Source organism: Kitasatospora sp. NBC_00315 (assembly GCF_041435095.1).
Taxonomy (GTDB): Bacteria; Actinomycetota; Actinomycetes; order Streptomycetales; family Streptomycetaceae; genus Kitasatospora.
Window position 1 is genome coordinate 3,520,840 of sequence record NZ_CP108025.1, and the last position, 24,284, is coordinate 3,545,123.

The following is a 24,284-nucleotide window of genomic DNA, read 5'->3' on the forward strand; positions in this document are numbered from 1 at the left end:
AGGCCCGACTCCTATGACCATCAAAGGAGTTATCGAGCAGGCGGAGTCTAGCCAATCGCGTACGTACCTACCGGACCGGACGACGGCCGACGGTACGGAGCCGACGCGCCACAGCCGCCGGGAGGCCGGAGTGCGACGCCGGGACCGCCTGTCGGAGCCGACGGGCAGGTCGGCCTGCCGAGGGTGCCACGCGCCGGTCCGCCGTGCCACGGAGTTTTCCCGCCGCCCCACCGCCGGACGGCGGCCCCGCCGGATCGCGGCGGCACCGCCCGCAGCCGGTCAGCCGTGGCTGCCGGACCTGACCGCCCGGAACACCAGCCGGGTGCCGCGATCGAGAAGCGGCACGATCACCAGGTTCGGCACGGTCTGCCCCGCCCGGTAGTTGACGTGCGACGTGGTCGGCCGCCGGACGCCCTCCGGGTACGCGCGGAACGACCCGTGGACGCGGACCGCCCGGCCCTCGGTCGTCCGGGCGACGGAGCCACCCGGGAGCACCGGGCAGGATCCGGAGCAGTTGCTGTACGCCACTGCCGCGGGGACGAACAAAGGCCCTCCCGGGAACTCCCGGGAGGGCCTTTGACATTGGGTGGAGCTGAGGGGATTCGAACCCCTGACCCCCTCGATGCGAACGAGGTGCGCTACCGGACTGCGCCACAGCCCCAACGAGAAGAAACTTTAGCACCTTCCGGGAGTGCTCCGTGACCATTGCCGCCCGGAGCGCCCAGGTGGGGCGTGGGGCGCTCCGGCGACGGGGTCATTCGTTGGCGGCGCGGGGGCGGCTGTCGTAGCCGTCCTCGGCGGGTGCCCCGGGTGCGGCCGACCCGGCGGGGGGTTCGGCGTACTGGTCGAAGAGCGGGGTGTTGCGGGGCTCAGCCGGTCGGCCGGCGTTCCAGGTGCCGGGGGCGCCCAGGTCGAGGCCCCTGCTGACCCGGGGGGCCACGGGGGCGGTGACGTAGGTCGGCAGCGGGACGGGGACGGGCTCCCAGGAGTCGGGGCCCGCGGCGGCGCGTTCGCGCATGCCGTCGACCCACTCCTCGTGGTCGGTGGCCTCGACGAGAGCGGAGGCCGCCGTGCCGGGCCGGGCTCCGTGCGGGGCCGGGTCGGCGGCGATCCGCAGGTGCGGGCGGCCGCGGTCGGCGGCGTGGGCCGCGTCGTGCGGGGGCTCGCCGGTGGAGTCCCGGCGGTCGGGCCGGACGCCGCGCGGGCGCGCCCCGACGGCCGGACGCGGCTCGGGGCGGGCCTCGGCGGCGGGGCCGCCCTCCGCCCGGCGACGCTCGCGCTGCCGCAGATGCTCGGCCGCCTGGGCCGCCCTGGTCCGGTCGATCTTGACCTCGTAGCGCTGGCGCTCCAGCCGGCGCAGGTGGCCGATGTAGAGGGTCAGCAGGGCGGCGGGCAGCGCCGGGGCCCAGAGGAAGGCGATACCTGCCACGGCCGCGAAGATCGCGCCGAGCGCGAAGGCCAGGAAGAGCACGCTGACCATCCGGCGCCTGCGGGCCAGCAACCGGGCACGCCGCTCGACCCCGGCGCGGCGCTCGCCCGGGAGCTCGGCGGCGCGGTCGGTGGCACGGTCGGGGATGCGGCCGGTGGCGCGATCCACGCTCTGCGCCGTCCGCTCGGCGGCCGGAGCGAACTGCTCCGTCCGGGCGGCCGGGAGGGCGGGCCCGCCCGCGGTGCCGTCGTCGGACGCGCCGTCGTCGGACGCGTCGGAGTCGGCCGTCCAGGAGCCGGCCGGTCCGGGGCCCGCGTCCGCCTCCGCGGACGGATCGCCGCCGCAGGGGTCACCGACGGCCGGATCGTCCGGGGTCCGGTCGTCCGGGGTCTGGTCGTCGCGCGTTTCGTCGCCAAGGGCCCGGGATGCCCGCCGCTCCATCGCCGAACGCCCGGCCAGCAGGCGGATGGCGGTGCTGAAGCGTTCCGTCGGGCGCGCCTCGTTGAGCTCGTCCTGCCTGCGGAGCCACATCGGCACCAGATAGGCGGCCCAGGCCCCTACGATGACCGCGTAGATAAGGCCGCTACTGCTCACGTTTCACACCGTACGGGCAGCGGGGAAGGGGCGGCAGCAATTTGGCGCGGCGTGTCGTGTGATCAAGCTGATTCTCCGACTATTTTGCCGGCTTTTGTGCCTGTCCGTGAGGACCCCGATGCCATATCGATATTCTTTTCGAACATATATTCAATTACCGGCCTCGCGGCCCGATCTGATCGTCCGCCAGCGCTCCAGCATCCCCTCCGGAACCTCCTCGGCGGTGAGGACGTAGACCAGGTGGTCCCGCCAGTCCCCGTCGATGTGCAGATACCGGGGCCGCATTCCCTCCGACCGGAACCCGAGTTTCTCCACCACCCGACGGCTCGGCATGTTCTCGGGCCGGATGCAGACCTCGATCCGGTGCAGTCCGAGCACCCGGAAACAGTGGTCGACGGAAAGGGCCACCGCCGTCGGCATGATGCCCAGGCCCGCCACCGCCTCGTCGATCCAGTAGCCCACGTTGGCCGAGCACATCGAGCCCCAGGTGATCCCGCCGACGGTCAGCTGGCCGGCGAGGCGGCCCTTGTGCAGGACGACGAACGGCAGCATCCGCCCGGCCGAACCCTCGCCGCGCAGGTAGCGCACCATCTGCCGGTAGGTGGGCCTCGGCCCGCCGGGACGCCCGGCCGGCGAGGGCGGGACGGTCGCCTCCCAGCGTCTCAGCCAGTCCCGGTTGCGGCGGCTGACCTCCTGCCAGTCCCGCTGGTCACGAGCCCTGATGGGGCGCAGCGTGACGTCCCCCTCGTGGAGTTCGACCGGCCAGCCGGCGTTCAGTGCGCGCTCCTGTCGGCTGCGTCGGGCGCGACGGCGGTGCCGGGTGCCTCGACGGCGTCGGGCCGGGGGTGGTCGCCGCCGGCGAGCTGGTCGACGGCGTGCCCGAGCAGCGGCGCGAGAACGGCCAGGCCGTCCTTGACGCCACCGGTCGAACCCGGCAGGTTGACGATCAGGGTACGTCCGGCGAGGCCCGCCAGCCCTCGGGACAGCGCCGAGGTCGGGACCTTCTCGCGGCCGTACGCCCTGATCGCCTCGGGGACGCCGGGGATCTGCCGGTCGATGACGCGGGCGGTCATCTCGGGGGTGAGGTCCATCGGTGAGATGCCGGTGCCGCCCGTGGTCAGCACGACGTCGTAGCCGGCGGCGACGGCCTCGCGCAGAGCGGCCTCGACCGGCTCCCCGTCGGGGACGACCCGCGGCCCGTCCGCCTCGAAGCCCATCGCGCGCAGGCCCGCCACCAGCAGCGGGCCGCCCTTGTCCTCGTACACCCCGGCCGAGGCGCGGTTGGAGACGGTCACCGCGAGGGCCCTCATCGCGGGCCGTCCTCGTCGGCCGACCAGTCGCCGCTCTTGCCGCCGGTCTTGCTGAGCACCCGGACGTTCTCGATGGCGGCCGCCTTGTCGACGGCCTTGACCATGTCGATCACGGCGAGCCCGGCGACCGCGACCGCGGTCAGGGCCTCCATCTCGACGCCGGTACGATCCGCCGTCCGCACCGTCGCGGTGATCTCGACGGCCTCGTCGGTGACCACGAGGTCGACCTTGACGCCGGAGATCGCGATCGGATGGCAGAGCGGGATCAGCTCCGGGGTCTTCTTGGCCCCCATGATCCCGGCGATCCGCGCGACCGCGAGGGCGTCGCCCTTCGGGACGCCCTCGCCGCGCAGCAGCTCGACCACCCGGGGGGCCACCCGGACCCGGCCGGCGGCCACGGCGGTCCGTACCGTGGTGGCCTTCTCGGAGACGTCGACCATGCGGGCGGCGCCGGCGGCATCGACGTGGGTGAGGCGATCGCCGGGTGGTGTGGTCGTCACGGGTGCTCCAGGAGGACGGGTGGAATACCGCGCTACCGTACCTCCCGGCCAGGCCGCCGGGTGGGACGGGCCAAGGCGTGGGCCGGTCTTCCGCGGACCGCTCGCGCGCAGGTCCGGGCCGGCGCCCCCGCGGCGGGGCGGCCCTGCCCGCCGACCCGCTCGGGTCAGGCGGTGAGCAGGACGACGTCGACCTCGCTGCCGGCGGGCAGGGCGGTGACCTCCTCCGGCACGGTGATCAGGCAGTTCGCCCGGGCCAGCGCCCCGACCAGGTGCGAGCCTTCGCCGCCGACCGGCTCGACCCGCCCGTCGGGGGCGTACCACCCGCGCAGGAACTGCCGGCGGCCGGCCGGGGAGCGCAGCGCGGCGGAGCAGACGGCGCGGACCACGGGGCGGTGGACGTCGGGGGCGCCGAGCATGGTGCGGATGACCGGCCGGACGAACAGCTCGAAGGAGATGTACGCGCTGACCGGGTTGCCGGGCAGGGCCAGCAGCGGGACGCCGCTGCCGGTGCTCCCGATCCGGCCGAAGCCCTGCGGCTTGCCGGGCTGCATCCGCAGCCTGCGGAAGTCGACCTCGCCGAGGCCGCCGTCCTGGAGGGCCTCCTTGACCACGTCGTACGCGCCGACGCTGACCCCGCCGCTGGTGACGACGAGGTCGGCCCGGCCGAGCTGGTCCTCCAGCACGGCCCGCAGCACCGCCGGGTCGTCGGGGACGCCGCCGACCCGGTAGGCGATCGCGCCGGCGTCGCGGGCGGCGGCGGTGAGGGTGAAGCTGTTGGAGTCGGGGATCCGGCCGGGGCCGACCGGCTCGCCCGGCTGGACCAGTTCGCTGCCGGTGGAGAGGACCACGACGCGCGGACGGGGGCGGACCCTGACGGTGGCCCGGCCGATCGCGGCGAGCAGGCCGAGCTGGGTGGGGCCGAGCAGGGCGCCGGCGTCGAGCACCTGCGCACCGGCGGTGATGTCGCTGCCCCGGCGGCGGATGTGGGCGCCTTCGGAGACCGGGCGGAGCACCCGGACCTCCTCGTCCTCGACCGGCGCGGTCATCGCGGCGGCGGCCGTACCGGTGCCGGTGCCGCCGTCGGTCCACTCGACCGGGGCGACCGCCTCGGCGCCGGGCGGCATCGGCGCGCCGGTCATGATCCGGGCGGCCTGGCCGGGGCCGACCTTGGGCAGTTCGCCGGCGCCGGCGGCGATGTCACCGACGACGGCGAGCACCGAGGGGTACTGATCGGTCGCCCCGGCCGTGTCGGCGGTACGCAGGGCGTAGCCGTCCATCGAGCTGTTGTCGAACGGCGGCAGGTCACCGGCGGCGAGCACGTCCTCGTCGAGCCGGCAGCCCTGGGCGTCGAGCAGTTGCAGCTCGATCGAGGGGAGCGGGCCGACCGTGGACAGGACGTCGGCGAGGTGCTCCCCGACCGTCCACATCCGGTCGGCCGGGAGCGGGCCGGGGCCGCCGGCCGGGGGCGAGACCGGGTCCGCGGCGCCGTCGCAGCAGGCTGCGGGGGTGGTGGTGCGCTCCGTGGGCCCGGTCATCGCTCACTCGCTCTCAGTGGTGGGTCAGTCCTGCTGCATCTCGTTGCCGACGAACTGCTTGAGCCAGGCGCGGAACTCCGGGCCCAGGTCCTCACGCTCGGACGCCAGTCGGACGATAGCGCGCAGGTAGTCCGCCCGGTCGCCGGTGTCGTAGCGGCGGCCGCTGAACAGCACGCCGTGCACCGTGCCGCCGGCCTCCGCGTCGCGCGTGGCGAGCTCGCGCAGGGCGTCGGTGAGCTGGATCTCGCCGCCGCGGCCGGGCGGCGTCTCGCGCAGCACGTCGAAGACGGCCGGGTCGAGGATGTAGCGGCCGATCACGGCGTAGTTGGACGGCGCGTCGGCGGTGTCGGGCTTCTCGACCAGGTCGCTCACCAGGAAGACGTCGTCGCCGAAGCCGTTCGGCTTGACGGCGGCGCAGCCGTACAGGTGGATCTGGGCGGGGTCGACCTCCATCAACGCGACGACGGAGCCGCCGAGTTCCTGCTGCACCTCGATCATGCGGGAGAGCAGCGGGTCGCGGGGGTCGATCAGGTCGTCGCCGAGCAGGACCGCGAACGGCTGACCGGCCACGTGCTGCTCGGCGACCAGCACGGCGTGCCCGAGGCCCTTGGGGTCCCCCTGGCGGACGTAGTGCATGTTGGCCAGCTCGACGGACTCGCGGACGCGGCGCAGTCGGTCCTGGTCACCCTTGCGGGCGAGCAGCTCCTCCAGCTCGTAGGCGCGGTCGAAGTGGTCCTCCAGCGCCCGCTTGTTACGGCCGGTGACCATCAGTATGTCGGAGAGACCGGCGGCCGAGGCCTCCTCGACGACGTACTGGATGGCCGGCTTGTCGACGACCGGCAGCATCTCCTTCGGCGTGGCCTTGGTGGCCGGAAGGAAGCGGGTCCCCAGACCTGCCGCGGGCACAACGGCCTTGGTGACCGGCGGGCGGGATCGTGTCGTCGTCATGCGTTTACCTTACTAAGGCGTTCTGACGCCGGGCTGAGCGCAGGGTGAAACCGCTATGAATGAAGATCGCGGCCGGCGGGAACAGCGGTCGGCGTGTCCGGACGGACGGTGGGAGCGAGGGTGTTCCCGCCGTCACAGAGCGACAGGCTACCGGGGTTTGCCGACCGCTCCTGCACGGCGTCCGGGTGCCTCTGCGACTCCCCGGCCCGCCACGGACGCTCCGGCTCCGGCCGACCCTCCTGCGGGTGACGCTCCGGGGCGGCGGGTGTGCTCGCTCCCCGCCAGCAGTCCCCGCCGGCCCGCTTCGCCTCGGTCAGCGCGCGGTCGGCGGCCCGCAGCAGCAGCGCGGCGTGGGCGCCGTCCCGGGGCAGGACGGCGATGCCTACGGCGGCGGTCAGGCCGTTGCCGTCGGCCGGGCGCGACTCCCGGGGAGCGGAGGACCACTCCAGCAGGCGGTGCCGGCGCACGGACCAGATCAGCCGCTCGGCGACCTGGACCGCCCCCTCGACGCCGGTGTCCGGCAGCAGGACGAGGAACTCCTGCCCCCCGTAGCGGCCCAGGGTGTCCGAGCGGCGGATCTCCATCCCCAGGCGCTGGACGAGGTCGCGCAGTATGGCGTTGCCGCGGCCCCGGCCGTGCTCGGCGGTGATCGCCTCGAAGCCGGAGATCTCCAGCATCAGCAGGGCGAGCGGGTGCGGCTGGTCGATGCGGTCGGCGCGCTGGTCGGCGCGGCGGGCCCGTTCGATCTCCCGGCCGAGGGTGAGCTGCAGGTGCCGGTAGTTCCACGCGCCGGTGAGCGGGTCGCAGGAGGCGGTGCGCTCCAGTTCCGCGCAGCGGTCCTCCAGTTCGGTGATCCGCCCGCGCAGCCCGGCCTCGCGGACGGCGGCGCCGGCCGCCCCCCGCCGCAACCGGACCCCGAGCAGGGTGGCACCGGCGAGCGCGGGGGCGCTCAGTACGGCCATGGCCTCGACCAGCAGCGCGGTGGACATTCTCCGGGGCGCCTTCCGCATGTCAGGCTCTGTCCGTCACCGGACACAGAGCTGTGGAGGGATCCCATGCACAACGACAAGGCCGAGCTGAGGACACGGTTGCTCACCGCGCGGCGGGCCGCCTCGCCCCAGTGGCGCGAAACCGCCGCGCGGGCCCTGGCCGGCCACGCGGCGGAGCTGGCCGGCCCGGGGCAGACGGTGGCGGCCTACGTCTCGGTCGGCGCCGAGCCGGGCACCCGGCCGCTGCTGGACGCGCTCACGGCGCGGGACGTCCGGGTGCTGCTGCCCGTCCTGCTCCCCGACAACGACCTGGACTGGGCCCGGTACGAGGGCGCCGGGCAGCTCGCCCCGGCGGGCCGGGGGCTGCTGGAGCCGACCGGCCCCCGGCTGGGCCCCGACGCGGTCACCGGCGCCGCGGTGGTGCTGCTGCCCGGGCTGGCGGTGGACCGTCGGGGCCTGCGGCTGGGCCGGGGCGGCGGCAGCTACGACCGGGTGCTGGCCAGGCTGGCCGGGGCCGGGGCGCACCCCCTGCTGGCCACCCTGCTGTACGAGGACGAACTACTGGAATGGGTGCCCGCCGAACCGCACGACCTGCCGGTGGACGCGGCCGTCACCCCTGCCGGTGTGCACCGGCTGGGCCCGGGGCCCGAAGGGGTGACGGCCTGAGCGCCGGTCAGCCGCTGGTGAGGACCAGCTTGTTCTTGACGGCCTTGTCGACGGCGTCCTTGGAGTAGGCCCAGGGCAGCAGATCGCCCTTGACCCAGAGCGCGGTCTGGTCGTTGTAGTTCTGGTGGAAGGCGTGGCCGGAGGCGCCGCCGACGTTGATCCAGCGCGAGGCGTCGAAGTCGCTGAGGTCGACGACCATGCGCATCGAGGGGATCCAGTCGACCTCGTAGCCCGCCGCCGCGTTCCAGCCGGCCGCGTCGACCGCGGCGGTGCCGCCGGAGAGCTCGTACGGTCCCCGGTTGAGCAGCTTGTGCACCAGGCCGGAGGCGATCGAGGAGTTGTCGGTGCCGAGGGTCTGCTCGCGCAGGGTCAGCGTGTGCAGGCGGCCCCAGCTCCAGGTGGAGACGTCCTTGCTGAGCAGCGAGGTGAGGTCCTGGCGGGCGTCCTTCATCGCCTCGGCGAGCAGGTTGCTCAGGCCCTTCTGCTCGTGGTGGTCCGAGTCGATGTACGTCCACCAGCTGCTGTCGGGCCGGGACAGCTGCTCGCGCACGACCTCCATCCACCGGTCGCCGCCGTCCGGCTGGGCCTTGCCCGGATCCCGGGTGCCGCACTCGGTGACGATCGACGTGGTGGTGTCGGGCCTGGTCGGGTCGGTCGGCGCGTGCACCAGCAGGCAGTTGTCCTCGGCCCGCAGGTCGGCCGGGAACTTCTGGCCGAAGGCGAGGCTGAGCAGCTGGCGCCAGACGCCGTTGTAGTAGGCGGCGGCGGCCGAGTCGGCGTCCTGGTGGTAGTTCCAGTCCTTGAGCAGGTCCTGGGCCGTCCGGACGTACGGGTCGTCGATCTGCACCTTGAGCAGCAGCGGGACGAGCGTCTGCGCCATCACGCTGGTGTTGTCCAGCTGCATGGACTGCATGTCGTCCGGGGAGATCTTGCCGCCGTTCTTGAGCTTGGCCTCGATCTGGTCGGTGATCTCCTTGGCCCGGGTGCCGTACTCCCAGTCCTTGGTGAGCAGGTACTTGTACGTCGGGTCGACCACGGCCTGGTTGGCGGTGACGATGTAGCCGGCCGTCGGGTTGAAGCTGTAGGGCAGGGCGCTGAAGGGGACGGAGTCCTTCCAGGTGTACGCGGAGTCCCAGCCGAGCGAGGGGTAGCTGCCGTCGCCCTTGCCGCGCACCGGGATGTCGCCGGGGGCCTGGTAGCCGATGTTGCCCTTGGTGTCGGCGTAGATCAGGTTCTGCGCGGGCACGGCGAAGTCCTTCGCGGCCGCCCGGAACTCGTCCCAGTTGCTCGCGCGGTCCAGCTTGAACACCGCGTCCATGGTCTTGCCGGGGGTCAGTGCCGTCCACTGCAGGGCGACGCCGTAGCCGGTGGTGCCGCGGTCGGGGGCGGCGTTTCCGGCGGGGGCGTACAGGCCGACCTTCTGCTGCTCGGAGCTCGGGTCGGAGATCAGTGGGGCGCCGCCGCGGGTGGTGCGGACGGTGATGGTGCGGTCCGCGCCACCGGCGACCTTGATGGTCTCCTTGCGCAGGTCGAACTTCACGTCCTTGCCGTCGACCTGGTAGGTGTCGGGGCCGGTGACCTTCTCCAGGTAGAGGTCGGTCACGTCGGCGCCGAGGTTGGTGAAGCCCCAGGAGACGGTGTTGTTGTGGCCGATCACGACGCCCGGCATGCCGGCGAAGGTGAAGCCGGAGGTGTCGAAGGCGCAGGTGGCCGAGACGGTCCGGCAGTGCAGGCCCATCTGGTACCAGACGGAGGGCATCCCGGGGCCGAGGTGCGGGTCGTTGGCCAGCAGCGGCTTGCCGGTGGTGGTGTGCTTGCCGTCGACGACCCAGGAGTTGGAGCCGATGCCCTGACCCTGGCGGCCGAGCAGCTGCGGCATGGCGTCGATCCGGTCGGAGACGTCCTTGAGCATGGCCTGGGTGACGGTCGCCCCCTGGGCGGTGCCGCTGCCGGGCGCGGCCGCGGGCGGGGTCGTGGAGCCGTCGGCCGGCTTGTAGGTGTCGCCGCTGACCGTGCCGGTCTTCACGATGGTGCCGTTGCGGTCGTACGGGTAGTCGGGGTACAGCTCCGCGATCTTGTCGGCCGTGAAGTCCTGGCTGAGCAGGGAGCGGTCGATCTCCTCCTGCAGGTTGCCGGAGAGGTTCCAGGCCATCGCCTTGAGCCAGGCCACCGAGTCGACCGGGGTCCACTTCTCGGGGGTGTAGCCGCCCTTGGCCACGCCGAGCAGCGCGTACTCCAGCGAGGCGCTCTCACCGCCGGGGTGCTCGGCGAGCCAGGCGTTCACGCCGTCCGCGTAGGACTGCAGGTACTTCTTGGTGTCCGGGTCCAGCAGGGTGTCGTACTCCTGCTGCGCGACCTGGTGCCAGCCCATGGTGCGCAGGAAGGTGTCCGTCTCGACCTGGCCGGAGCCGAACATCTCGGAGAGCCGGCCGGAGGTGATGTGCCGGCGGACGTCCATCTCCCAGAAGCGGTCCTGGGCCTGCACGTAGCCCTGGGCCCGGAAGAGGTCGGTGGCCGTGTCCGCGTACAGCTGCGGGATGCCGTTGGCGTCCCGCTCGACGTCGACCGGCGCGGAGAGCCCCGCCACCTTGACACTGCCGTTGACGTCGGGGAAGGACGCGCGGACCGCGGCCACTCCCCGGTAGCCGCCGTATCCGAGTCCGGCCACCAGGAGCACGGCCAGCACGAGCACGATCAGACGGGCGCGCCGGAACTTCTTCGAGCGGGGCATCTGGGTCCTTGGCATCAAACAGGTGTCGCCCGGAGGGCGTCTTCGGAAGGGTGGTGGCGGGCGACGGGCGGGAAGGGTGTCGCCCGGAGGGCGTCTTCGGAAGGGTGGTGGCGGGCGACGGGCGGGAAGGTGTCGCCCGGAGGGCGTCTTCGGAAGGGTGGTAGCGGGCGACGGGCGGGAAGGGTGTCGCCCGGAGGGCGTCTTCGGAAGGGTGGTGGCGGGCGACGGGCGGGAAGGGTGTCGCCCGGAGGGCGTCTTCGGAAGGGTGGTGGCGGGCGACGGGCGGGAAGGTGTCGCCCGGAGGGCGTCTTCGGAAGGGTGGTAGCGGGCGACGGGCGGGAAGGGTGTCGCCCGGAGGGCGTCTTCGGAAGGGTGGTGGCGGGCGACGGGCGGGAAGGGTGTCGGTTGGGGCCGTGACAGGTCACCACATTAGGCCGACTCAGGTGGCGGCCGTGCACGGGGGACGTCCACGGTGGGATCTGAGGACCCTACCGGCCCGGCGAACGGGCGCCGCGCGGGGCCGGGGACAGCATGGGGGTGCGGGGGATGGTTGAGGGATTTACCTAAAGAACCAGTAAAATGTTAGACTGAGTAACGATCCACCGTGACGCTCCGTCAGCCACCCCGTCCACCCCTGCCCGAGGTGCCCCTGCGTGACTGTTGACAACCTGAACCACTTCCTCCTGGAGTTCTCCGCGATCCTGCTGGTCGCGGTGGTCGCCGTGCGCATCTCCACCCGCTCGGGGCTGCCCAGCCTGTTGATCTACCTGGGCATCGGGGTGGCCCTCGGCCAGAACGGGCTGGGCATCACCTTCAACAACGCCGAACTCACCCAGGTCCTCGGGTACGCGGCGCTCGTGGTGATCCTCGCCGAGGGCGGCCTCAAGACCAGCTGGCGCGAGGTCAGACCGGTGATGCCGGCCGCCGTCGTCCTGGCCACGGTCGGCGTCGCCATCAGTGTCTTCGTCACCGCGGTCGGCGCCCACTACCTGGTCGGCCTGGACTGGCGGGCCTCCCTGCTGCTCGGCGCCATCGTCTCCTCGACGGACGCCGCCGCGGTCTTCTCCGTGCTGCGGATGGTGCCGCTCCCGCAGCGGCTGACCGGCCTGCTGGAGGCCGAGTCCGGCTTCAACGACGCCCCGGTCGTCATCCTGGTCGTCGCCTTCGCCAGTACCGGCGAGGCGGACACCTGGTACGTGCTGGTCGGCACCATCGTCGCGGAGCTGGCGATCGGCGCCGCGGTCGGCCTCGCGGTCGGCAAGCTCGGCGCCTACGCGGTCAAGCACGTCGCCCTGCCGTCCTCGGGCCTGTACCCGATCGCCGTCATGGCGCTGACCGTGCTCGCGTACGCCGGCGGCGCGCTGCTGCACGGATCCGGCTTCCTGGCCGTCTACGTGAGTGCGGTCATCCTCGGCAACGCCAAACTGCCGCACGGCCCCGCCGTGCGCGGCTTCGCCGACGGCCTCGCCTGGATCGGGCAGATCGGCATGTTCGTGCTGCTGGGGCTGCTCTGCACCCCCGCGAGCATGGGTTCGGCCGTCGTTCCCGCGCTGGTCATCGGCGCCGTCCTGGTCTTCGTCGCCCGGCCGCTGTCGGTCGTGCTGACCCTGACGCCGTTCAGGCTGCCCCTGCGCGAGCAGGCCCTGCTGAGCTGGGCGGGGCTGCGCGGGGCGGTGCCCATCGTGCTGGCGACCATCCCGCTGGTGGCGGGCGCGCCGCGGGCCCAGGACGTCTTCAACATCGTCTTCATACTGGTGGTGGTCTTCACCCTGCTCCAGGGGCCGACCCTGCCCTGGGTGGCCAGATGGCTGAGGATCTCCGAGGGCTCGATGGGCCAGGATCTCGGCATCGAGTCCGCGCCACTGGAGAAGCTGCACGGGCAGTTGCTGTCGGTGGCGCTGGCGGCCGACTCGCGAATGTCCGGCGTCGAGGTCGGCGAGCTGCGCCTGCCCGCCGGGGCCGCCGTGACCCTCGTGGTGCGCGAGGGCAGCAGCTTCGTCCCCGACAAGACGACCGTGCTCCGCGGCGGCGACGAACTACTGGTGGTGACCACCGACGCGGTCGGCGAGGCCGCGGAGAAGCGCCTGCGGGCCGTGGACAAGGGCGGCAAACTGGCGAGCTGGCTCAACGGGCGCTAGGCGGGCGCCGCCCGACCGTCGCCCGGAGGGCGATCGCGGGGCAGTGGAGCCGGGCGGGGGTCGGGTCGGAGCGGCGGCCGGGCGCCGGGAGTCGAGGCCGGGCGGCCAGCCGCCGGGAGCCGAGGCCAGCGCCTGGGAGCAGCGACTGGGATCCGGCGTGGGCACCGGCTGTTCACCTTGTATTGGCAGGAGGATTTTCGACAGAGCCTGTACTGTGGAGGCGTACCCGCATCTACGCGCGTATAGATACACCCATGATCACTGATACATCCGCAACATCTGCCTGAAGCAGAGTTGGCGCGACCGCTCGGCGGCCGCGGCCCGCAGCACCCATGCCGGGCCCGGTATCTACCCCGGTCGACGCGCGAGAGGACGACTCTCGGCGCCGTCGGGGCCACCCACACCCCTGCCGCGCTACCAGGCAGCAGGAAGGACCGACCGTGACGGCGCGCCGAACGGTCGACCGCACCCCCGCCCACACCCCGGCCCCCGCACCCGCGCGCGTCGGCTACGGAACGCTGCTGCGCACCCCCGGTGCCCGGACGTTCCTCGTTCCCGCCTTCGTCGCCCGCCTGCCGTTCGCCATGCTGAGCCTGGGCATCGTGCTGCTGGTCTTCGACACCCACGGTTCGTACGGCACCGCGGGCGCCGTCGCGGCCGTCTCCGCCGTCGCGCAGGCCTTCATCGGCCCGCAGACCGGACGACTGGCCGACCGCTACGGCCAGTCCGCGGTCCTGCTGCCGAGCGTCCTCGTGCACGCCGTCTCGGTCGGCGCGCTGATCGCGCTCGCCCTCGGACACGCGCCGGTCTGGTCGCTCTTCCTCGCCGCGGCGCCGGCCGGCGCCAGCGTGCCGCAGATCGGCGCCATGGTGCGGGCCCGCTGGGTCGCCAAGCTCGCCGACTCCTCCCCCGGCACGCTGAACACCGCGTTCGCCTTCGAGTCCGTGACGGACGAGTTCACCTTCGTGATCGGCCCGGTGCTCGCCACCGCCCTGGCCACCGGGATCTCCCCCGCCGCCGCGCTCGTCGCCGAGGCCGCGCTGACCGTGGTCGGAGGGCTCGCCTTCGCCGCCCGGCGCGGCACCGCGCCCGCCCGCCACCCGCACGTCCCGGGCGTCCGGCGGGCGTCCGCGCTCGCCTCGCCGGGCGTGCGGCTGCTGGCCGGCGCGTTCCTCGGCGTGGGCACCGTCTTCGGCGCCATGCAGGTCTCGGTCACCGCCTTCACCGAAGCGGCCGGACGGCCCGGGGCCAGCGGAACCGTGTACGGCGTCTTCGCGGGCGGCTCGATGCTCGCCGGCGTGCTCTACGGCATGATCGCCTGGCGCCGCCCGGCCCGGCAGCGGCTGCTCGCCGGCTACACCCTGCTGGTGCTCGGCTGCTCCACCCTGTGGGCGATGCCCGACCTGACCACGCTCTCCCTCGCCGGGCTGGTCTGCGGACTCGCCATCGCCCCGACCCTGATCACCGGCTACACGCTGGTCGAGACGCTGGTCTCGGACGGCGCGAAGACCGAGGCCTTCACCTGGCTGACCGGTGCCATCGGGCTCGGCCTCGCCGCCGGCTCCACGGTGGCCGGGCAGCTGATCGACGGCCACGGCCCGTCGGCCGGGTTCCTGGTACCGGTGGCGGGCGCCGGGGCGGGGCTGCTCGCCCTGGTGGTCCTTCGACGACTGCTGGTGGCGCCGAGCGCTCCCGGCACGCCCCCGGCCGCCGGTGCGGAGGTGAGCACGCGGGCCGCTGTTCCGGCAGCGGGCACCCGGGTCACCGTCGCGGCGGCGACCGCACCCGCCGACGGCGGACGGACCGGGCCGGAGGCCGGCGCCCCGATGTCCCGGGGCGGGGAGAGGGGCGGCACCCCGGGCCGGCTCGTCGGGGCCTCGAAGGGCTGAGGCCGGTGGCCCCGCGCCGCCGGTGGTATCTCACACCTGCGGCGCTGGACTGATCAGGCGGAATGCCGCATCATTGAACATCGTTAGCACTCATTAGGCGAGAGTGCCAGGGGGAAGTGCAGGAGGAAGACAAGTGCCCACGTACCAGTACCAGTGCACCGAGTGCGGGAACGGCCTGGAGGCGGTGCAGAAGTTCACCGACGACGCGCTGACCACGTGCCCCGACTGCGAGGGACGGCTCCGCAAGGTCTTCTCGGCCGTGGGTGTGGTGTTCAAGGGCTCCGGCTTCTACCGGACGGACAGCCGCTCCTCCTCCAGCAGCTCGGTGGGCTCGGCCTCCGCGGCCGGTTCGTCCGGTTCGACCGGCAGCGGCTCGGCGGGCACCGGCTCGACCGCCGGCTCGTCCTCCGGCAGCGGCTCGACGACCTCCGCGAGCCCCGCGCCCGCGGCTGCCAAGTCGTCGACCGGGAGCAGCTCCGCGAGCTGAGCCCCCGCAGGGACGCCACGGACTTCGAAGGGCCCGGTACCACCGTTCGACGGTGGTACCGGGCCCTTCGCGTGGGCGACCGCGCAGTCGTTCGGGACCGCCCGGGACCGCCCGGGACCGCCCGGTCCGCCGCGCCGAGTACCGGTGCCCGCGACTGCGTGCCGTCTCCGTCTCCGTCCTCCCCGGCGGCGAGGTCAGGGCCTGCGTCACCCCTGGGGGTGTACGAAGTTATCCACAGCCCCTGGTTTTCCACAGGCTGACGGAGGGGGATTCCGCCGCTTCGCCGACCGGCCCAAGCTGAGCCCACACCGTCGGCCCGGGGCCTGCGGCGGACGCGCGGCCTCCCTGCGGGCTGCGGTTCCACGGCCTGCGGCCGTGGGCCACCGCCGTGCACCCCGGGGCCGACGGGGTCGCCCACAGTTCCCGGCCCGAGGCGGTGCCCGACATGACCGGCTTCACCCCACCCCTGCTCCCATCCGGCCTTCCGTGCCCGCTCCCGGCGGCACTGCCCGCCACGCGGCACCGGGCCGGCGCCCGGCGTAGCGTCCCCGCCGCCGCACCCGCCGTCCCGCCCGGGCGCACCGTCCCCGCCTTCGCCCCGATCCGGCGCGGCGGCAGCGGGCGGCACCGGCTTCAGCAGGCCGTGCGGCACCGGCCGGGCGTCCTGGTCACCGGTCTGCTCGCCGTCGCGACCGCACTCACCGCGGGCCCACTGCGCCCGGGCCCGCCGGCTCCCGCCGCCACCTCGGCCGCCCACGAGCCCGCCGGCGCGCCACGCTGTGCCGCCGGTACCCCCGGCAGTTCGGCGCAGAGCCCGTGAACGGGCCCTGGCCCTGGTCTTCGAGGGCGGTGGCGGTCGCCCCCCAGCCCGATCGCCGTCCGGGCGAGCTGGATGCCTTTCGGTCAGCCGCCGTGGTGGGGGGGCCGCTGGCTCAGGTACCAGTCGAGCCCGCGTCCCCCGCTCTCGCCGGCCGTCGGCCGCTCACCCCAGCCGTTGTCGGTGTCGTCGCCGGACTGCTGGTCGAACGGATCGCCGAACACCAGCTTCGCCCGGGCCGCCCCGCCGACCGCGTCCGGCGGAGTCTCCCCCGACTTTTCCTGCCCCTGCCCCTGCCCCTGCTCGCCCATCGTCCTGCCTCCAGCCGCTCCAACCAGTCCCCACCAGCGTACGAGCCGGGGCCCCGGCCCCGGTCATCCGTCCACCCGGGGGCCCTGTCCGCCGCCCGCCCACCGGACGGCCACCGGCGCCACGCCCACCGCGTCGGGCCCCCGGAGCCGGGCCCCCCGACCGCTCTCGAACCGGCCCAGCGCTCAGGCCGCTTCGAAGCCCGCGTGGTCGGCGATCTTCTTCAGTTCGGCGAGCGCGTGCTTCTCGATCTGGCGGATCCGCTCGCGGGTCAGGCCGTGCTGCTTGCCGACCTCGGTGAGGGTGCGCTCCCGACCGTCCTCCATGCCGTACCGGGAACGGATGATCGATGCCGTGCGGTCGTCCAGCCGGCCGATCAGCCCGTCCAGCTCCTCCCGGCGGAGCATGACCATCACGGCGTCCTCGGGGGAGGTCGCGCCGGTGTCCTCGACGAGGTCACCGAACTGGGTCTCGCCCTCGTCGTCGACCGACATGTTGAGGCTGACCGGATCCCTGGCCCAGTCCAGCACGTCCTTGATCCGGGCCTCGGTGGTGTCGAGCTCCGCGGCGATCTCGGCCGGCTCTGGCTCACGCCCCAGCTCCTTGGCCTTCTCCCGCTGCACACGTCGGATCCGACCGAGTTCCTCGACCAGGTGGACGGGCAGCCGGATGGTGCGCGACTGGTCGGCGATCGACCGGGTGATCGCCTGACGGATCCACCACGTCGCATAGGTGGAGAACTTGAAGCCCTTGGCGTAGTCGAACTTCTCGACCGCCCTGACCAGGCCCGCGTTCCCCTCCTGGATGAGGTCGAGCAACGGCAGCCCGCTGCGCGGGTAGCGCCGCGCCACGGCGACGACCAGGCGCAGGTTGGAGCGGATGAAGACGTCCTTGGCGCGCTCGGCGTCCTCGGCTATCGACTCCAGCTCCTCGCGCGTGACGCCCTTCGGAAGGGCGCTCTCCTCCAACAGGTGCCGGGCGTACACACCGGCCTCGATACGCAGCGAAAGCTCGACCTCCTCGGCGGCATCGAGCAGGGGCGTCCTGGCGATCTCGTCGAGGTACATCCCGACCAGGTCGCGGTCGGCTTCGAAGTTGGTCGGGCGGGCCGAGCGAGTCCGGTCGGCCCTGTCGCGAACGACGGCACGGGTGGCCATGCTTGCTCCCTTGCTGGTCTTGCCGAGATCTGCCTCCCTGCCCGCAAGGGCAAGTATGCGGGCCCCTTCGGGACTCACACGTAACGATCCAACGCACAGAAACCGGACAACATTCCCATGTTGCCCAGATTCACCGGCGGATGCAGTATCCTGCCGGTTTTCACCCCGGAATTGGACGGAGGGTGAACGGCAAGGCACGGCTGGTGCCAGATCGGGGCTGGTTCGACGGGTCGGCGCCCGCCGAACGGGACATCCATTCGATCCGCCATTCGCCGGCCCCGCAACAGGACCGGCCGCCGCGGGAACACCCCAGCCGTCGGCGGAGCGGCCGCGCCACGGGCCCCGGCCGACCGGCCGCCGCGGAGCCCCCGACGGGAGGCCCTCGGAGAGTCGAACCCCGGAGCGGCTCCTCGCGTTCCCCTCCGTCCCGACCGACATGCTCAGCTCCTTCGCACAAAAGATGCCGAATCGCTATGCGTCCACCGCCGGATCCGCACGCGCCCCTGGGAAGGTCTCAGCCATGCACCTGACCAACGGCACCTCCGAGACCGCCCCGAACCGCCACCTGCTGCGGTACGCGGCGATGGCGGCCGGCTGCGCCGCCCTGTTCGGAGTGCTGGCGGCCCTGGTGGGGGCACACTGGGGGCCGCTGGCCCGCCTGGACCAGGGCTGGATCGACTCCGAGCACGGCTACTCCCGTCAGCACACGGCCTGGACGGCAGCCGTCCAGATGCTCAGTGACATCGGCGGCACCATCACCATGCGGGTCCTGCTGGGCCTGGCGGCTGTCTGGCTCTGGCTGATCGGCGCCCGGGTGCTGGCCGCCTGGACGGTCACCCAGGCGCTGATCGGCTGGGGGGCCCTGTGGGGATTCAAGCTCTCCATCGGCCGCACCCGGCCGCACTTCGCCGACCCCGTCGCGCACGCCTCCGGCCCGGCGCTCCCGTCCGGACACGCGATGGCCTCGGCGATCACCTGCGTCATCCTGGTCTGGCTGGTGTGGCCGCACGCCAACCGAGCGGGCCGGGCGGCGGCCGCGAGCGTCGCGGCCGTGACCGTGCTGACCATCGGCTGGACCCGGATCGTGCTCGGGGTGCACTGGCCCAGCGACGTGCTGGCGGGCTGGCTGGCCGCGGGCATCGTCCTCGGCGGGGTGACGGTGGCCGTCGAGCTCTGGCGCCCCGGCGCGCTCGCCCGGGACGTCCGCCGGGTGAACTGGCGCACCAGACCCCGGGTGCAGCGCGTCCTGGTGAGCGGTTCCGCCGGGCCCGGCGGGGAGCACTAGGGGGATCGGCGACGCGGGGAGCGCTAAGGGGATCGGCGGCGCGGGGCTCGATGGCGCGGGGCCGAGCAAAGGGTGCCCCACCGGGTTTCCCGGCCCGTGTTCGAGCTCCATGCCTGGGTCCCCAACCCCGGGAGGCCGGGCCGCCGGTGCACCGGGTTACCGTGCCGCCATGCCGTCGAGAAGTCCCGCAGTCCCCGTCACCGCCACCCGCCTCACCACCGACCACACCGCCACCGGCCACTCCCCCGGCAACCGTCCGGCCACCGGCGGGTTCCCTGCCGCCCCGTTGCGGATCGTCGCGGCCCAGGCTCCGGTGGTGGCCGGCGACATCCCCGCCAACGCCGTCACCGCCGCCGCCGTGATCCGCGAAGCCGCCGCGGCGGGCGCCCGGCTCGTCGTCTTCGCCGAGAAGTTCCTCTCGGGTTACGAGCCCGACCTCATCCGGGCGGATCCACTGCGGCACGCCGTCCAGATCGACGACTCCCGGCTCGCTCCGATCAGCGACGCCTGCCGGGAGAGCGGCACCACGGCCGTGGTGGGCGCCGCCGTCCAGGACGAGACCGGCTCGCTGCGTGTCTCGGCTCTGGTCATCGGCCCCAGCGGTGAGCTGGTCACCCGGTACGACAAGCAGTACCTCTTCAAGGCCGAACGCGAGATCTACCGACCGGGCACGGCCGGTTGCACGCTCGAACTCGACGGCTGGCGGCTCGGACTCGGCATCTGCTACGACTCCGGCTTCCCCGAGCACGCCCGGGCCGCCGCGCTGGACGGCTGTCACGCCTACCTGGTCGGCGCACTCTTCAGTGTCGGACACGGGCACCACGAATCCCGGACCTGGTTCCCCGCCCGCGCCCTCGACAACACCGTGTACACCCTGCTGGCCAACCACATCGGCGAGAGCGGCGGCTGGAACACCTGTGGGACGAGCGCCGTGTGGGCCCCGGACGGGCGGCTGCTCGCCGAAGCCGGGGCGGACCGGCGCGAGCTCGTCCTCGTCGACCTCGACCCGGCCGTGCTGAGCGCCACCCGCCGCTCCGAGCCACTGCTGCACGACCTGCACGACCGCCCCGACGACACCCCCCGTACGCGGCACCGGCTGAGCTGAAGCCGACGGACGCCGGTGGAGCGGTGAGCGTCCGGGCCACCGGGGCCCGCCGTCCAGGCCGCCGTCCAGGCCGCCGTCCGAACCGTACCCGGCGCCGCCGCCCTCACCCCCGGCGCTACCCCCGACGCCGCCGACGGCTGAGCGGCGGCGCGCGAGTGCGTCGAGTCCGTCGGCGCGCCCCACCGGGCTACGCTCCCGCGCATGCGGACAACACTGCACGGCACCCTGGTCACGCTGCGGCCCGCCACCTCGGACGACATTCCGGCGCTGGTCGCCATCCGCGAGACCCCCGAGGTCCACCGCTGGTGGCGCGGTGGAGCCGACCTGGTGTCCGAGGTCACCGAGGATCTCGCCGATCCGGCCGCCGAGACGCTCGTCGTCCTGCACGCCGGACGGCTGGTCGGCGCGATCCAGTGGGCGGCGGAGACCGAACCGGACTACCGCCACGCCAACATCGACATCTTCCTCGACCCGGCCGCACAGGGCCGGGGCCTCGGCACCGACGCGATCCGTACGCTGGCCCGGTACCTCTTCACCGAGCACCGGCACCACCGCCTGGTGATCGATCCGGCACTCGACAACACCGCCGCCGTCCGCTGCTACACCAAGGCCGGGTTCCGGCCGGTCGGGGTCATGCGCCGGTACGAGCGCGGCACGGACGGCAACTGGCACGACAACCTGCTGATGGACCTGCTGGTGGAGGAGTTCGACGCCCCCGCCGGACGCACCGTCTGACCCGTACCCCCGTGCGACATCCGTGCCCCACCCGGGCTCCGTGGGCTCCCGCCCGGTAACCTCCCGGCCCCGGATGCCGTTGATGAACCATGAGAGTGATACCGACCCAGTGGCGCCCCTCGGGCCACCCGGATGGCGAAACGGTTCTTCAACAGGACCTGCCGGAGTCACCGGACCAGCCGGACGAGCCCATCTTCGACGAACTGGCCCGCCGCTGGGACGGCGCCGGGCGCACCGTCCCCGGCCGCCCGGACCGCGAATGGACGAGCCTGGTCTCCCGTCCCGCGTGGCCCCACCGCTAGACCTCAGCGGCGCCGGCACCGGATCGGCCCGACCCTGCATCGGCGCGTCGTGCCCGCGCGCCCGCCCCTGCGCCGCGCCCACTGGCGCAGCGTCACAACTCCACGCATGCAGCCACCCGGCCGGATGCCACACCGCCCCCAGGGCCCGGAAAAGCCGGGCCCCGTCCCCGCCGAAAGCCGGGCCCCGTCCCCGCCGCCACGCCGCGGCCGGGCCACCCTCGTGCCCGTCGCGCCACCGGCGCCCGGCGCCCCGGATGCGGAGCCGACGGGGCAGCGCCGCCGATGCACCTAACTGGGGAGATCTCCGCAGGCACCATCCGCTAGTCTGTCAGGGGTCAGCAGGCCGTCCCGCTGCGCACCCGGAGTGACCCGATCGAGGGCCCCGCCGGGGGCACTGCCGCGTCGGCTGGCCGCAACGTCCGCGGCGTCCTTCCCACGCTCCTTCCGGAGTACGGCAGGATCCACGAGACACCCCGCCTCAGTAGCTCAGGGGATAGAGCACGGCTCTCCTAAAGCCGGTGTCGCAGGTTCGAATCCTGCCTGGGGCACAGCACGAGAACAGGCCCGGGTCGGGGGGGAAACCCTCCGACCCGGGCCTCCTTCGTTCCGGACCGCTGGTCCTCTCGCGCCCCGGCCGTGCCCGTGGCCCCCGGCGGGTCCTGCTCGCCGAGTACGTCGTGGAGGGCCTCGCCTCCCGTCGGCGACGGCCCGGTCACGGCCGCCGGCCGTGTGCCGCTGGAGGGGCGCGCGGCCCTCATGGTGCTTCGGCCCGTCCGTGTCATCGTCTCGCGGGTGCTCGCGCCGTACTGCGAGGCGCAGGGCGCTCCCGAGGTGCCGAAGGTCGTTCAGGTTCACCCGGGTTGAGACTGCGTCTCCGGACGGCGGATCCGTGTGGCTGAAGCCGACGCCGTGACGAACCGGGGACCGTCGGCGGCCTCGCCGCGCGGGAACCTACCGGACGGACGGGTGGGTCGCCGGGGTGCGCGGCGCGGCCCGGCAGCCCGCCGCGCCGCGCCAGGACCGTGGTCAACGGTGGAACAGCCCGCGCCAGCCGCGCGGTTCCGCCGTCCTGACCGCGGCCAGGACGGCGGTCACGAACGCCTCCGGGGTCGGTTCGGGGCCCTGACCGAGATTGACGTGATTCTGGTCCGCCCATTCGCCGAGGACGGTGCCCGGCGCACCGTCGGCCGGACCGACCGAGTACTCCAGCGTGAGGTAGCGGCAGCTGTCGGCGCCCGGCGGGAGCACCACCGCGGCGAAGTAGGCCTCGGTGGGCGCGATCGGCTCGGGCAGGGTGACGAGGAGGAGGCGATGCCCCTCGCGCTCCAGCAGGCAGCCGGCCAGTCCGTCGCCCGGCAGTTGCTGCTCCGGGGTGAGTGACTGGCCGAAGCCCTCCCACATCGCCAGGAGCGACTGGCCCACCTCGCGGACCGGAGGTGTCACCACCATCTTCGGCCCGAACTCGGCCGCCGCTCCGGCGAGCACCCGGTGGACGAACCCGTAGTGGTGAACTCGGCTCTCCGTCATACGACTTCGCCTCCCTGTCCGCGCCCGGGCAACTGCTCGGCCCCAACCTACTACCCACTGTCGGCGACCGGTCGACGCGGTCCGTCACTGCCTGTCCGCCCCTTGGCAAGGGGCAGCAGTCTCGGCCGCTCGGGAGGGGCCTGGGCGGTCGGCGCCGCCACGGCCGGGGCTCGCGCTCACCACCAGCGGGCCGGGTAGGGCCCGATGGCGCCGGCCCACGCGGCCGCGACGCCCGCGAGCACGAGCACCACGGCGCCCACGGCGAGCAGCGCCAGGAAGCGGGCCGGATCGGGGTGCTGCACCACGGCCAGCACGGCGGTGGCCGCTGCCGGAGCGTGCACGGCGCGCAGCAGACCCATCAGCGCGATGGACACTCCGGCGGCAGCGGCGGCGGCCCAGAGCGTGTGGCCGAGTACGGCGGCGGTGACCGCACCCGCCGCGGCCGAACCGAGTTGCCCGACGATCACCGCGCGCGGCTGGGCCGGCGGAAGGGCCGGGGAGCCACAGATGATCATGGCTGTGGCGGCCAACGGCGCGATCATCAGCAACTGGCCGGTGGCCTGCCCCAACGCCACCAGGAGCAGCAGCGCCCCGGTGGCGGCGACCGCGCCCCGACCGGCCGCCCACTGCCTGGCCGCCCACCGGCCGACCGCCCACGCCCCCGGCGCCGGAGCCGGCGCCGGCGCCGGAGGCCCGGACGCCGGTCCGGCCGTCGAAGGCACCGGATCCGACGGTGTCGGCGGCTGCGCGGACGGCGTGCCGAGGGAACTGCTCACGGTGTCATCTCCTGTCGAAGCGGGTCACGGACGAGATGGATCCGGCCCGCCGCAGGAGCCGGCACGGCCGTGGTCCTCCGTCCGACGCCGCCCCGACAGCGGGCGACGTCGGACGTTCGATCGGTCGGCCGGATCGGCCCGGGTCGGCCGTGAGATCAGTCGGGTGTCCGACCGGGTGTCCGACCAGGTGTCCGACCGGGCGTCCGACCGGGTGTCCGACCGGGCGTCCGACCGTCACACCACGGCAAGGGCCGGTCCGGGCACTCGGCCGGCACCCTCACCCCCGGCGCACACTCACGGCGTCGGCCGCGGCGTCAGCCACCGCGTCGGGCACCGCGTCGGGCACCGCGTCGGACACGGCGTCGGGCACGGCACTCGGATCCCGCCCCGGGGTCCGGTCCCGGTCCCGCGGGGAGGCCTGGAGCAGAGCCGCAGCGACGGCCCGGGCGCGCGGGGCGGCGTCCGTGCCGCCCTCCCGCAGGGCCGTGACGATGGCGCCGTCGCCGAGAAGCGCCAGCTGCCGGGCGAGGGTGGCGTGGTCGCGGTAGCCGCCGTCCGCCAGCAGGCGGTCGAGGAAGGAGATCACCTGTTCCTTGTGCTCGGCGGCCGTCCGGTGGGCGGGGCTGTCCCGGTCCGCCTCCTCCACCATCGTGTTGATGAAGGCGCAGCCGCGGAAGTCGGCCGCCACGAACCGCTCCTCCAACCCGTCGAAGAGCGCCAGTGGCAGTTCGGCCGCGTCGAGCGCACTGGCCTCGACCGTCCGGGCCAGCCAGGCCCGCCAGGTGGCATCGCGGCGACGCAGGATCTCGACCACCAGGTCGTCCTTGCCGGGGAAGTGGCGGTAGAAGGACGCGCGCCCCACCTCGGACTCGGCGATCAGCCGCTCGACCCCGACGGCCCGGATGCCCTCCTCGTAGAACAGGCGCTCGGCGGCGACGAGGAGTCGTTCTCTGGCGTTGCTCGGCATGAAAAAACGGTACCACTCGGTGCCGAATGGCGACAGGGCTCTTGCCCTAGACGGTACCGATCGGTACCGTCAATTCGGAACCGATCGG

General features: G+C 73.6%; 23 protein-coding genes and 2 tRNA genes. 10 read left to right on the forward strand and 15 right to left on the reverse strand.

The genetic code is table 11. The features are described 5' to 3' along the window. Positions 1 to 279: 279 nt before the first annotated feature. From OG823_RS14135 to OG823_RS14175, 9 genes are all read right to left on the reverse strand, one after another. Entirely contained in the window at positions 280 to 546 is a 267-nt protein-coding gene (locus OG823_RS14135; RefSeq protein ID WP_371479872.1) for a hypothetical protein, read from the reverse strand. Positions 547 to 587: 41 nt separating this feature from the next. Next, positions 588 to 661, reverse strand: a tRNA-Ala gene (locus OG823_RS14140). 93 nt (positions 662 to 754) lie between these two features. Further along, a complete protein-coding gene (glpR, locus tag OG823_RS14145) occupies positions 755 to 2,023 on the reverse strand; it encodes a gephyrin-like molybdotransferase receptor GlpR (protein WP_371479873.1) in 1,269 nt (422 codons plus the stop codon). 150 nt (positions 2,024 to 2,173) lie between these two features. Beyond that, positions 2,174 to 2,800, reverse strand: coding sequence for a GNAT family N-acetyltransferase (locus tag OG823_RS14150; protein WP_371484472.1), 627 nt, complete (start codon positions 2,798 to 2,800; stop codon positions 2,174 to 2,176). Beyond that, a complete protein-coding gene (locus OG823_RS14155; protein WP_371479874.1) occupies positions 2,797 to 3,333 on the reverse strand; it encodes a molybdenum cofactor biosynthesis protein B in 537 nt (178 codons plus the stop codon). Before OG823_RS14155 ends, OG823_RS14150 begins: the two co-directional genes overlap by 4 nt. Continuing rightward, positions 3,330 to 3,773 carry a cyclic pyranopterin monophosphate synthase MoaC gene (moaC, locus tag OG823_RS14160; protein WP_371484474.1) on the reverse strand — a complete coding sequence of 148 codons (444 nt, stop codon included), beginning with the start codon at positions 3,771 to 3,773 and terminating at the stop codon, positions 3,330 to 3,332. Before moaC ends, OG823_RS14155 begins: the two co-directional genes overlap by 4 nt. 224 nt (positions 3,774 to 3,997) lie before the next feature. Next, on the reverse strand, positions 3,998 to 5,368 hold the full coding sequence (glp, locus tag OG823_RS14165; protein WP_371479875.1) for a gephyrin-like molybdotransferase Glp: 1,371 nt from the start codon (positions 5,366 to 5,368) through the stop codon (positions 3,998 to 4,000). A gap of 24 nt (positions 5,369 to 5,392) precedes the next feature. Next, a complete protein-coding gene (gene galU, locus OG823_RS14170; RefSeq protein ID WP_371479876.1) occupies positions 5,393 to 6,316 on the reverse strand; it encodes a UTP--glucose-1-phosphate uridylyltransferase GalU in 924 nt (307 codons plus the stop codon). Between the two features lie 53 nt (positions 6,317 to 6,369). Beyond that, a complete protein-coding gene (locus OG823_RS14175; protein WP_371479877.1) occupies positions 6,370 to 7,305 on the reverse strand; it encodes a GGDEF domain-containing protein in 936 nt (311 codons plus the stop codon). 66 nt (positions 7,306 to 7,371) lie between these two features. On the opposite strand from OG823_RS14175, the gene OG823_RS14180 reads away from it, so the two are divergent. Beyond that, positions 7,372 to 7,971: a 5-formyltetrahydrofolate cyclo-ligase gene (locus OG823_RS14180; protein WP_371479878.1), complete on the forward strand. Its 600-nt coding sequence runs from the start codon at positions 7,372 to 7,374 to the stop codon at positions 7,969 to 7,971. Positions 7,972 to 7,978: 7 nt separating this feature from the next. Here OG823_RS14180 and OG823_RS14185 read toward each other — a convergent pair whose 3' ends face one another. Then, positions 7,979 to 10,702, reverse strand: a complete 2,724-nt coding sequence (locus tag OG823_RS14185; protein WP_371479879.1) for a penicillin acylase family protein — start codon at positions 10,700 to 10,702, stop codon at positions 7,979 to 7,981. Positions 10,703 to 11,355: 653 nt separating this feature from the next. On the opposite strand from OG823_RS14185, the gene OG823_RS14190 reads away from it, so the two are divergent. The 4 genes from OG823_RS14190 (at position 11,356) to OG823_RS14205 (ending at position 16,036) form a co-directional block, all read left to right on the forward strand. Continuing rightward, positions 11,356 to 12,840, forward strand: a complete 1,485-nt coding sequence (locus OG823_RS14190; protein ID WP_371479880.1) for a potassium/proton antiporter — start codon at positions 11,356 to 11,358, stop codon at positions 12,838 to 12,840. A 440-nt stretch (positions 12,841 to 13,280) separates the two neighbouring features. Further along, positions 13,281 to 14,729: an MFS transporter gene (locus tag OG823_RS14195; protein WP_371479881.1), complete on the forward strand. Its 1,449-nt coding sequence runs from the start codon at positions 13,281 to 13,283 to the stop codon at positions 14,727 to 14,729. A gap of 133 nt (positions 14,730 to 14,862) precedes the next feature. Further along, positions 14,863 to 15,216 (forward strand): FmdB family zinc ribbon protein, encoded by a 354-nt coding sequence (locus tag OG823_RS14200; protein ID WP_371479882.1) that lies wholly within the window; start codon positions 14,863 to 14,865, stop codon positions 15,214 to 15,216. A gap of 445 nt (positions 15,217 to 15,661) precedes the next feature. Continuing rightward, a complete protein-coding gene (locus tag OG823_RS14205) occupies positions 15,662 to 16,036 on the forward strand; it encodes a hypothetical protein (RefSeq protein WP_371479883.1) in 375 nt (124 codons plus the stop codon). 83 nt (positions 16,037 to 16,119) lie between these two features. Here OG823_RS14205 and OG823_RS14210 read toward each other — a convergent pair whose 3' ends face one another. Further along, entirely contained in the window at positions 16,120 to 16,344 is a 225-nt protein-coding gene (locus OG823_RS14210) for a hypothetical protein (RefSeq protein WP_371479884.1), read from the reverse strand. A gap of 183 nt (positions 16,345 to 16,527) precedes the next feature. Continuing rightward, a complete protein-coding gene (locus OG823_RS14215; protein WP_371479885.1) occupies positions 16,528 to 17,499 on the reverse strand; it encodes an RNA polymerase sigma factor RpoD/SigA in 972 nt (323 codons plus the stop codon). A 520-nt stretch (positions 17,500 to 18,019) separates the two neighbouring features. On the opposite strand from OG823_RS14215, the gene OG823_RS14220 reads away from it, so the two are divergent. The 5 genes from OG823_RS14220 (at position 18,020) to OG823_RS14240 (ending at position 21,474) form a co-directional block, all read left to right on the forward strand. Beyond that, positions 18,020 to 18,784, forward strand: a complete 765-nt coding sequence (locus OG823_RS14220; protein ID WP_371479886.1) for a phosphatase PAP2 family protein — start codon at positions 18,020 to 18,022, stop codon at positions 18,782 to 18,784. Between the two features lie 169 nt (positions 18,785 to 18,953). Further along, positions 18,954 to 19,889 (forward strand): carbon-nitrogen hydrolase family protein, encoded by a 936-nt coding sequence (locus OG823_RS14225; RefSeq protein ID WP_371479887.1) that lies wholly within the window; start codon positions 18,954 to 18,956, stop codon positions 19,887 to 19,889. A gap of 201 nt (positions 19,890 to 20,090) precedes the next feature. Further along, on the forward strand, positions 20,091 to 20,624 hold the full coding sequence (locus tag OG823_RS14230; RefSeq protein ID WP_371479888.1) for a GNAT family N-acetyltransferase: 534 nt from the start codon (positions 20,091 to 20,093) through the stop codon (positions 20,622 to 20,624). Between the two features lie 89 nt (positions 20,625 to 20,713). After that, positions 20,714 to 20,926 (forward strand): hypothetical protein, encoded by a 213-nt coding sequence (locus OG823_RS14235; RefSeq protein ID WP_371479889.1) that lies wholly within the window; start codon positions 20,714 to 20,716, stop codon positions 20,924 to 20,926. A 475-nt stretch (positions 20,927 to 21,401) separates the two neighbouring features. Further along, positions 21,402 to 21,474: transfer RNA gene (locus OG823_RS14240), tRNA-Arg, on the forward strand. A gap of 478 nt (positions 21,475 to 21,952) precedes the next feature. Here OG823_RS14240 and OG823_RS14245 read toward each other — a convergent pair. The 3 genes from OG823_RS14245 to OG823_RS14255 all read right to left on the reverse strand — a co-directional run bounded on the left by OG823_RS14245 (position 21,953) and on the right by OG823_RS14255 (position 24,196). Beyond that, positions 21,953 to 22,453, reverse strand: coding sequence for a hypothetical protein (locus OG823_RS14245; RefSeq protein ID WP_371479890.1), 501 nt, complete (start codon positions 22,451 to 22,453; stop codon positions 21,953 to 21,955). Between the two features lie 176 nt (positions 22,454 to 22,629). Beyond that, the gene (locus OG823_RS14250) at positions 22,630 to 23,229 is read right to left on the reverse strand and encodes an HPP family protein (protein ID WP_371479891.1); all 600 of its coding nucleotides are present in this window, start codon (positions 23,227 to 23,229) and stop codon (positions 22,630 to 22,632) included. A 277-nt stretch (positions 23,230 to 23,506) separates the two neighbouring features. Next, positions 23,507 to 24,196, reverse strand: a complete 690-nt coding sequence (locus tag OG823_RS14255; protein WP_371479892.1) for a TetR/AcrR family transcriptional regulator — start codon at positions 24,194 to 24,196, stop codon at positions 23,507 to 23,509. Positions 24,197 to 24,284: the final 88 nt, after the last annotated feature.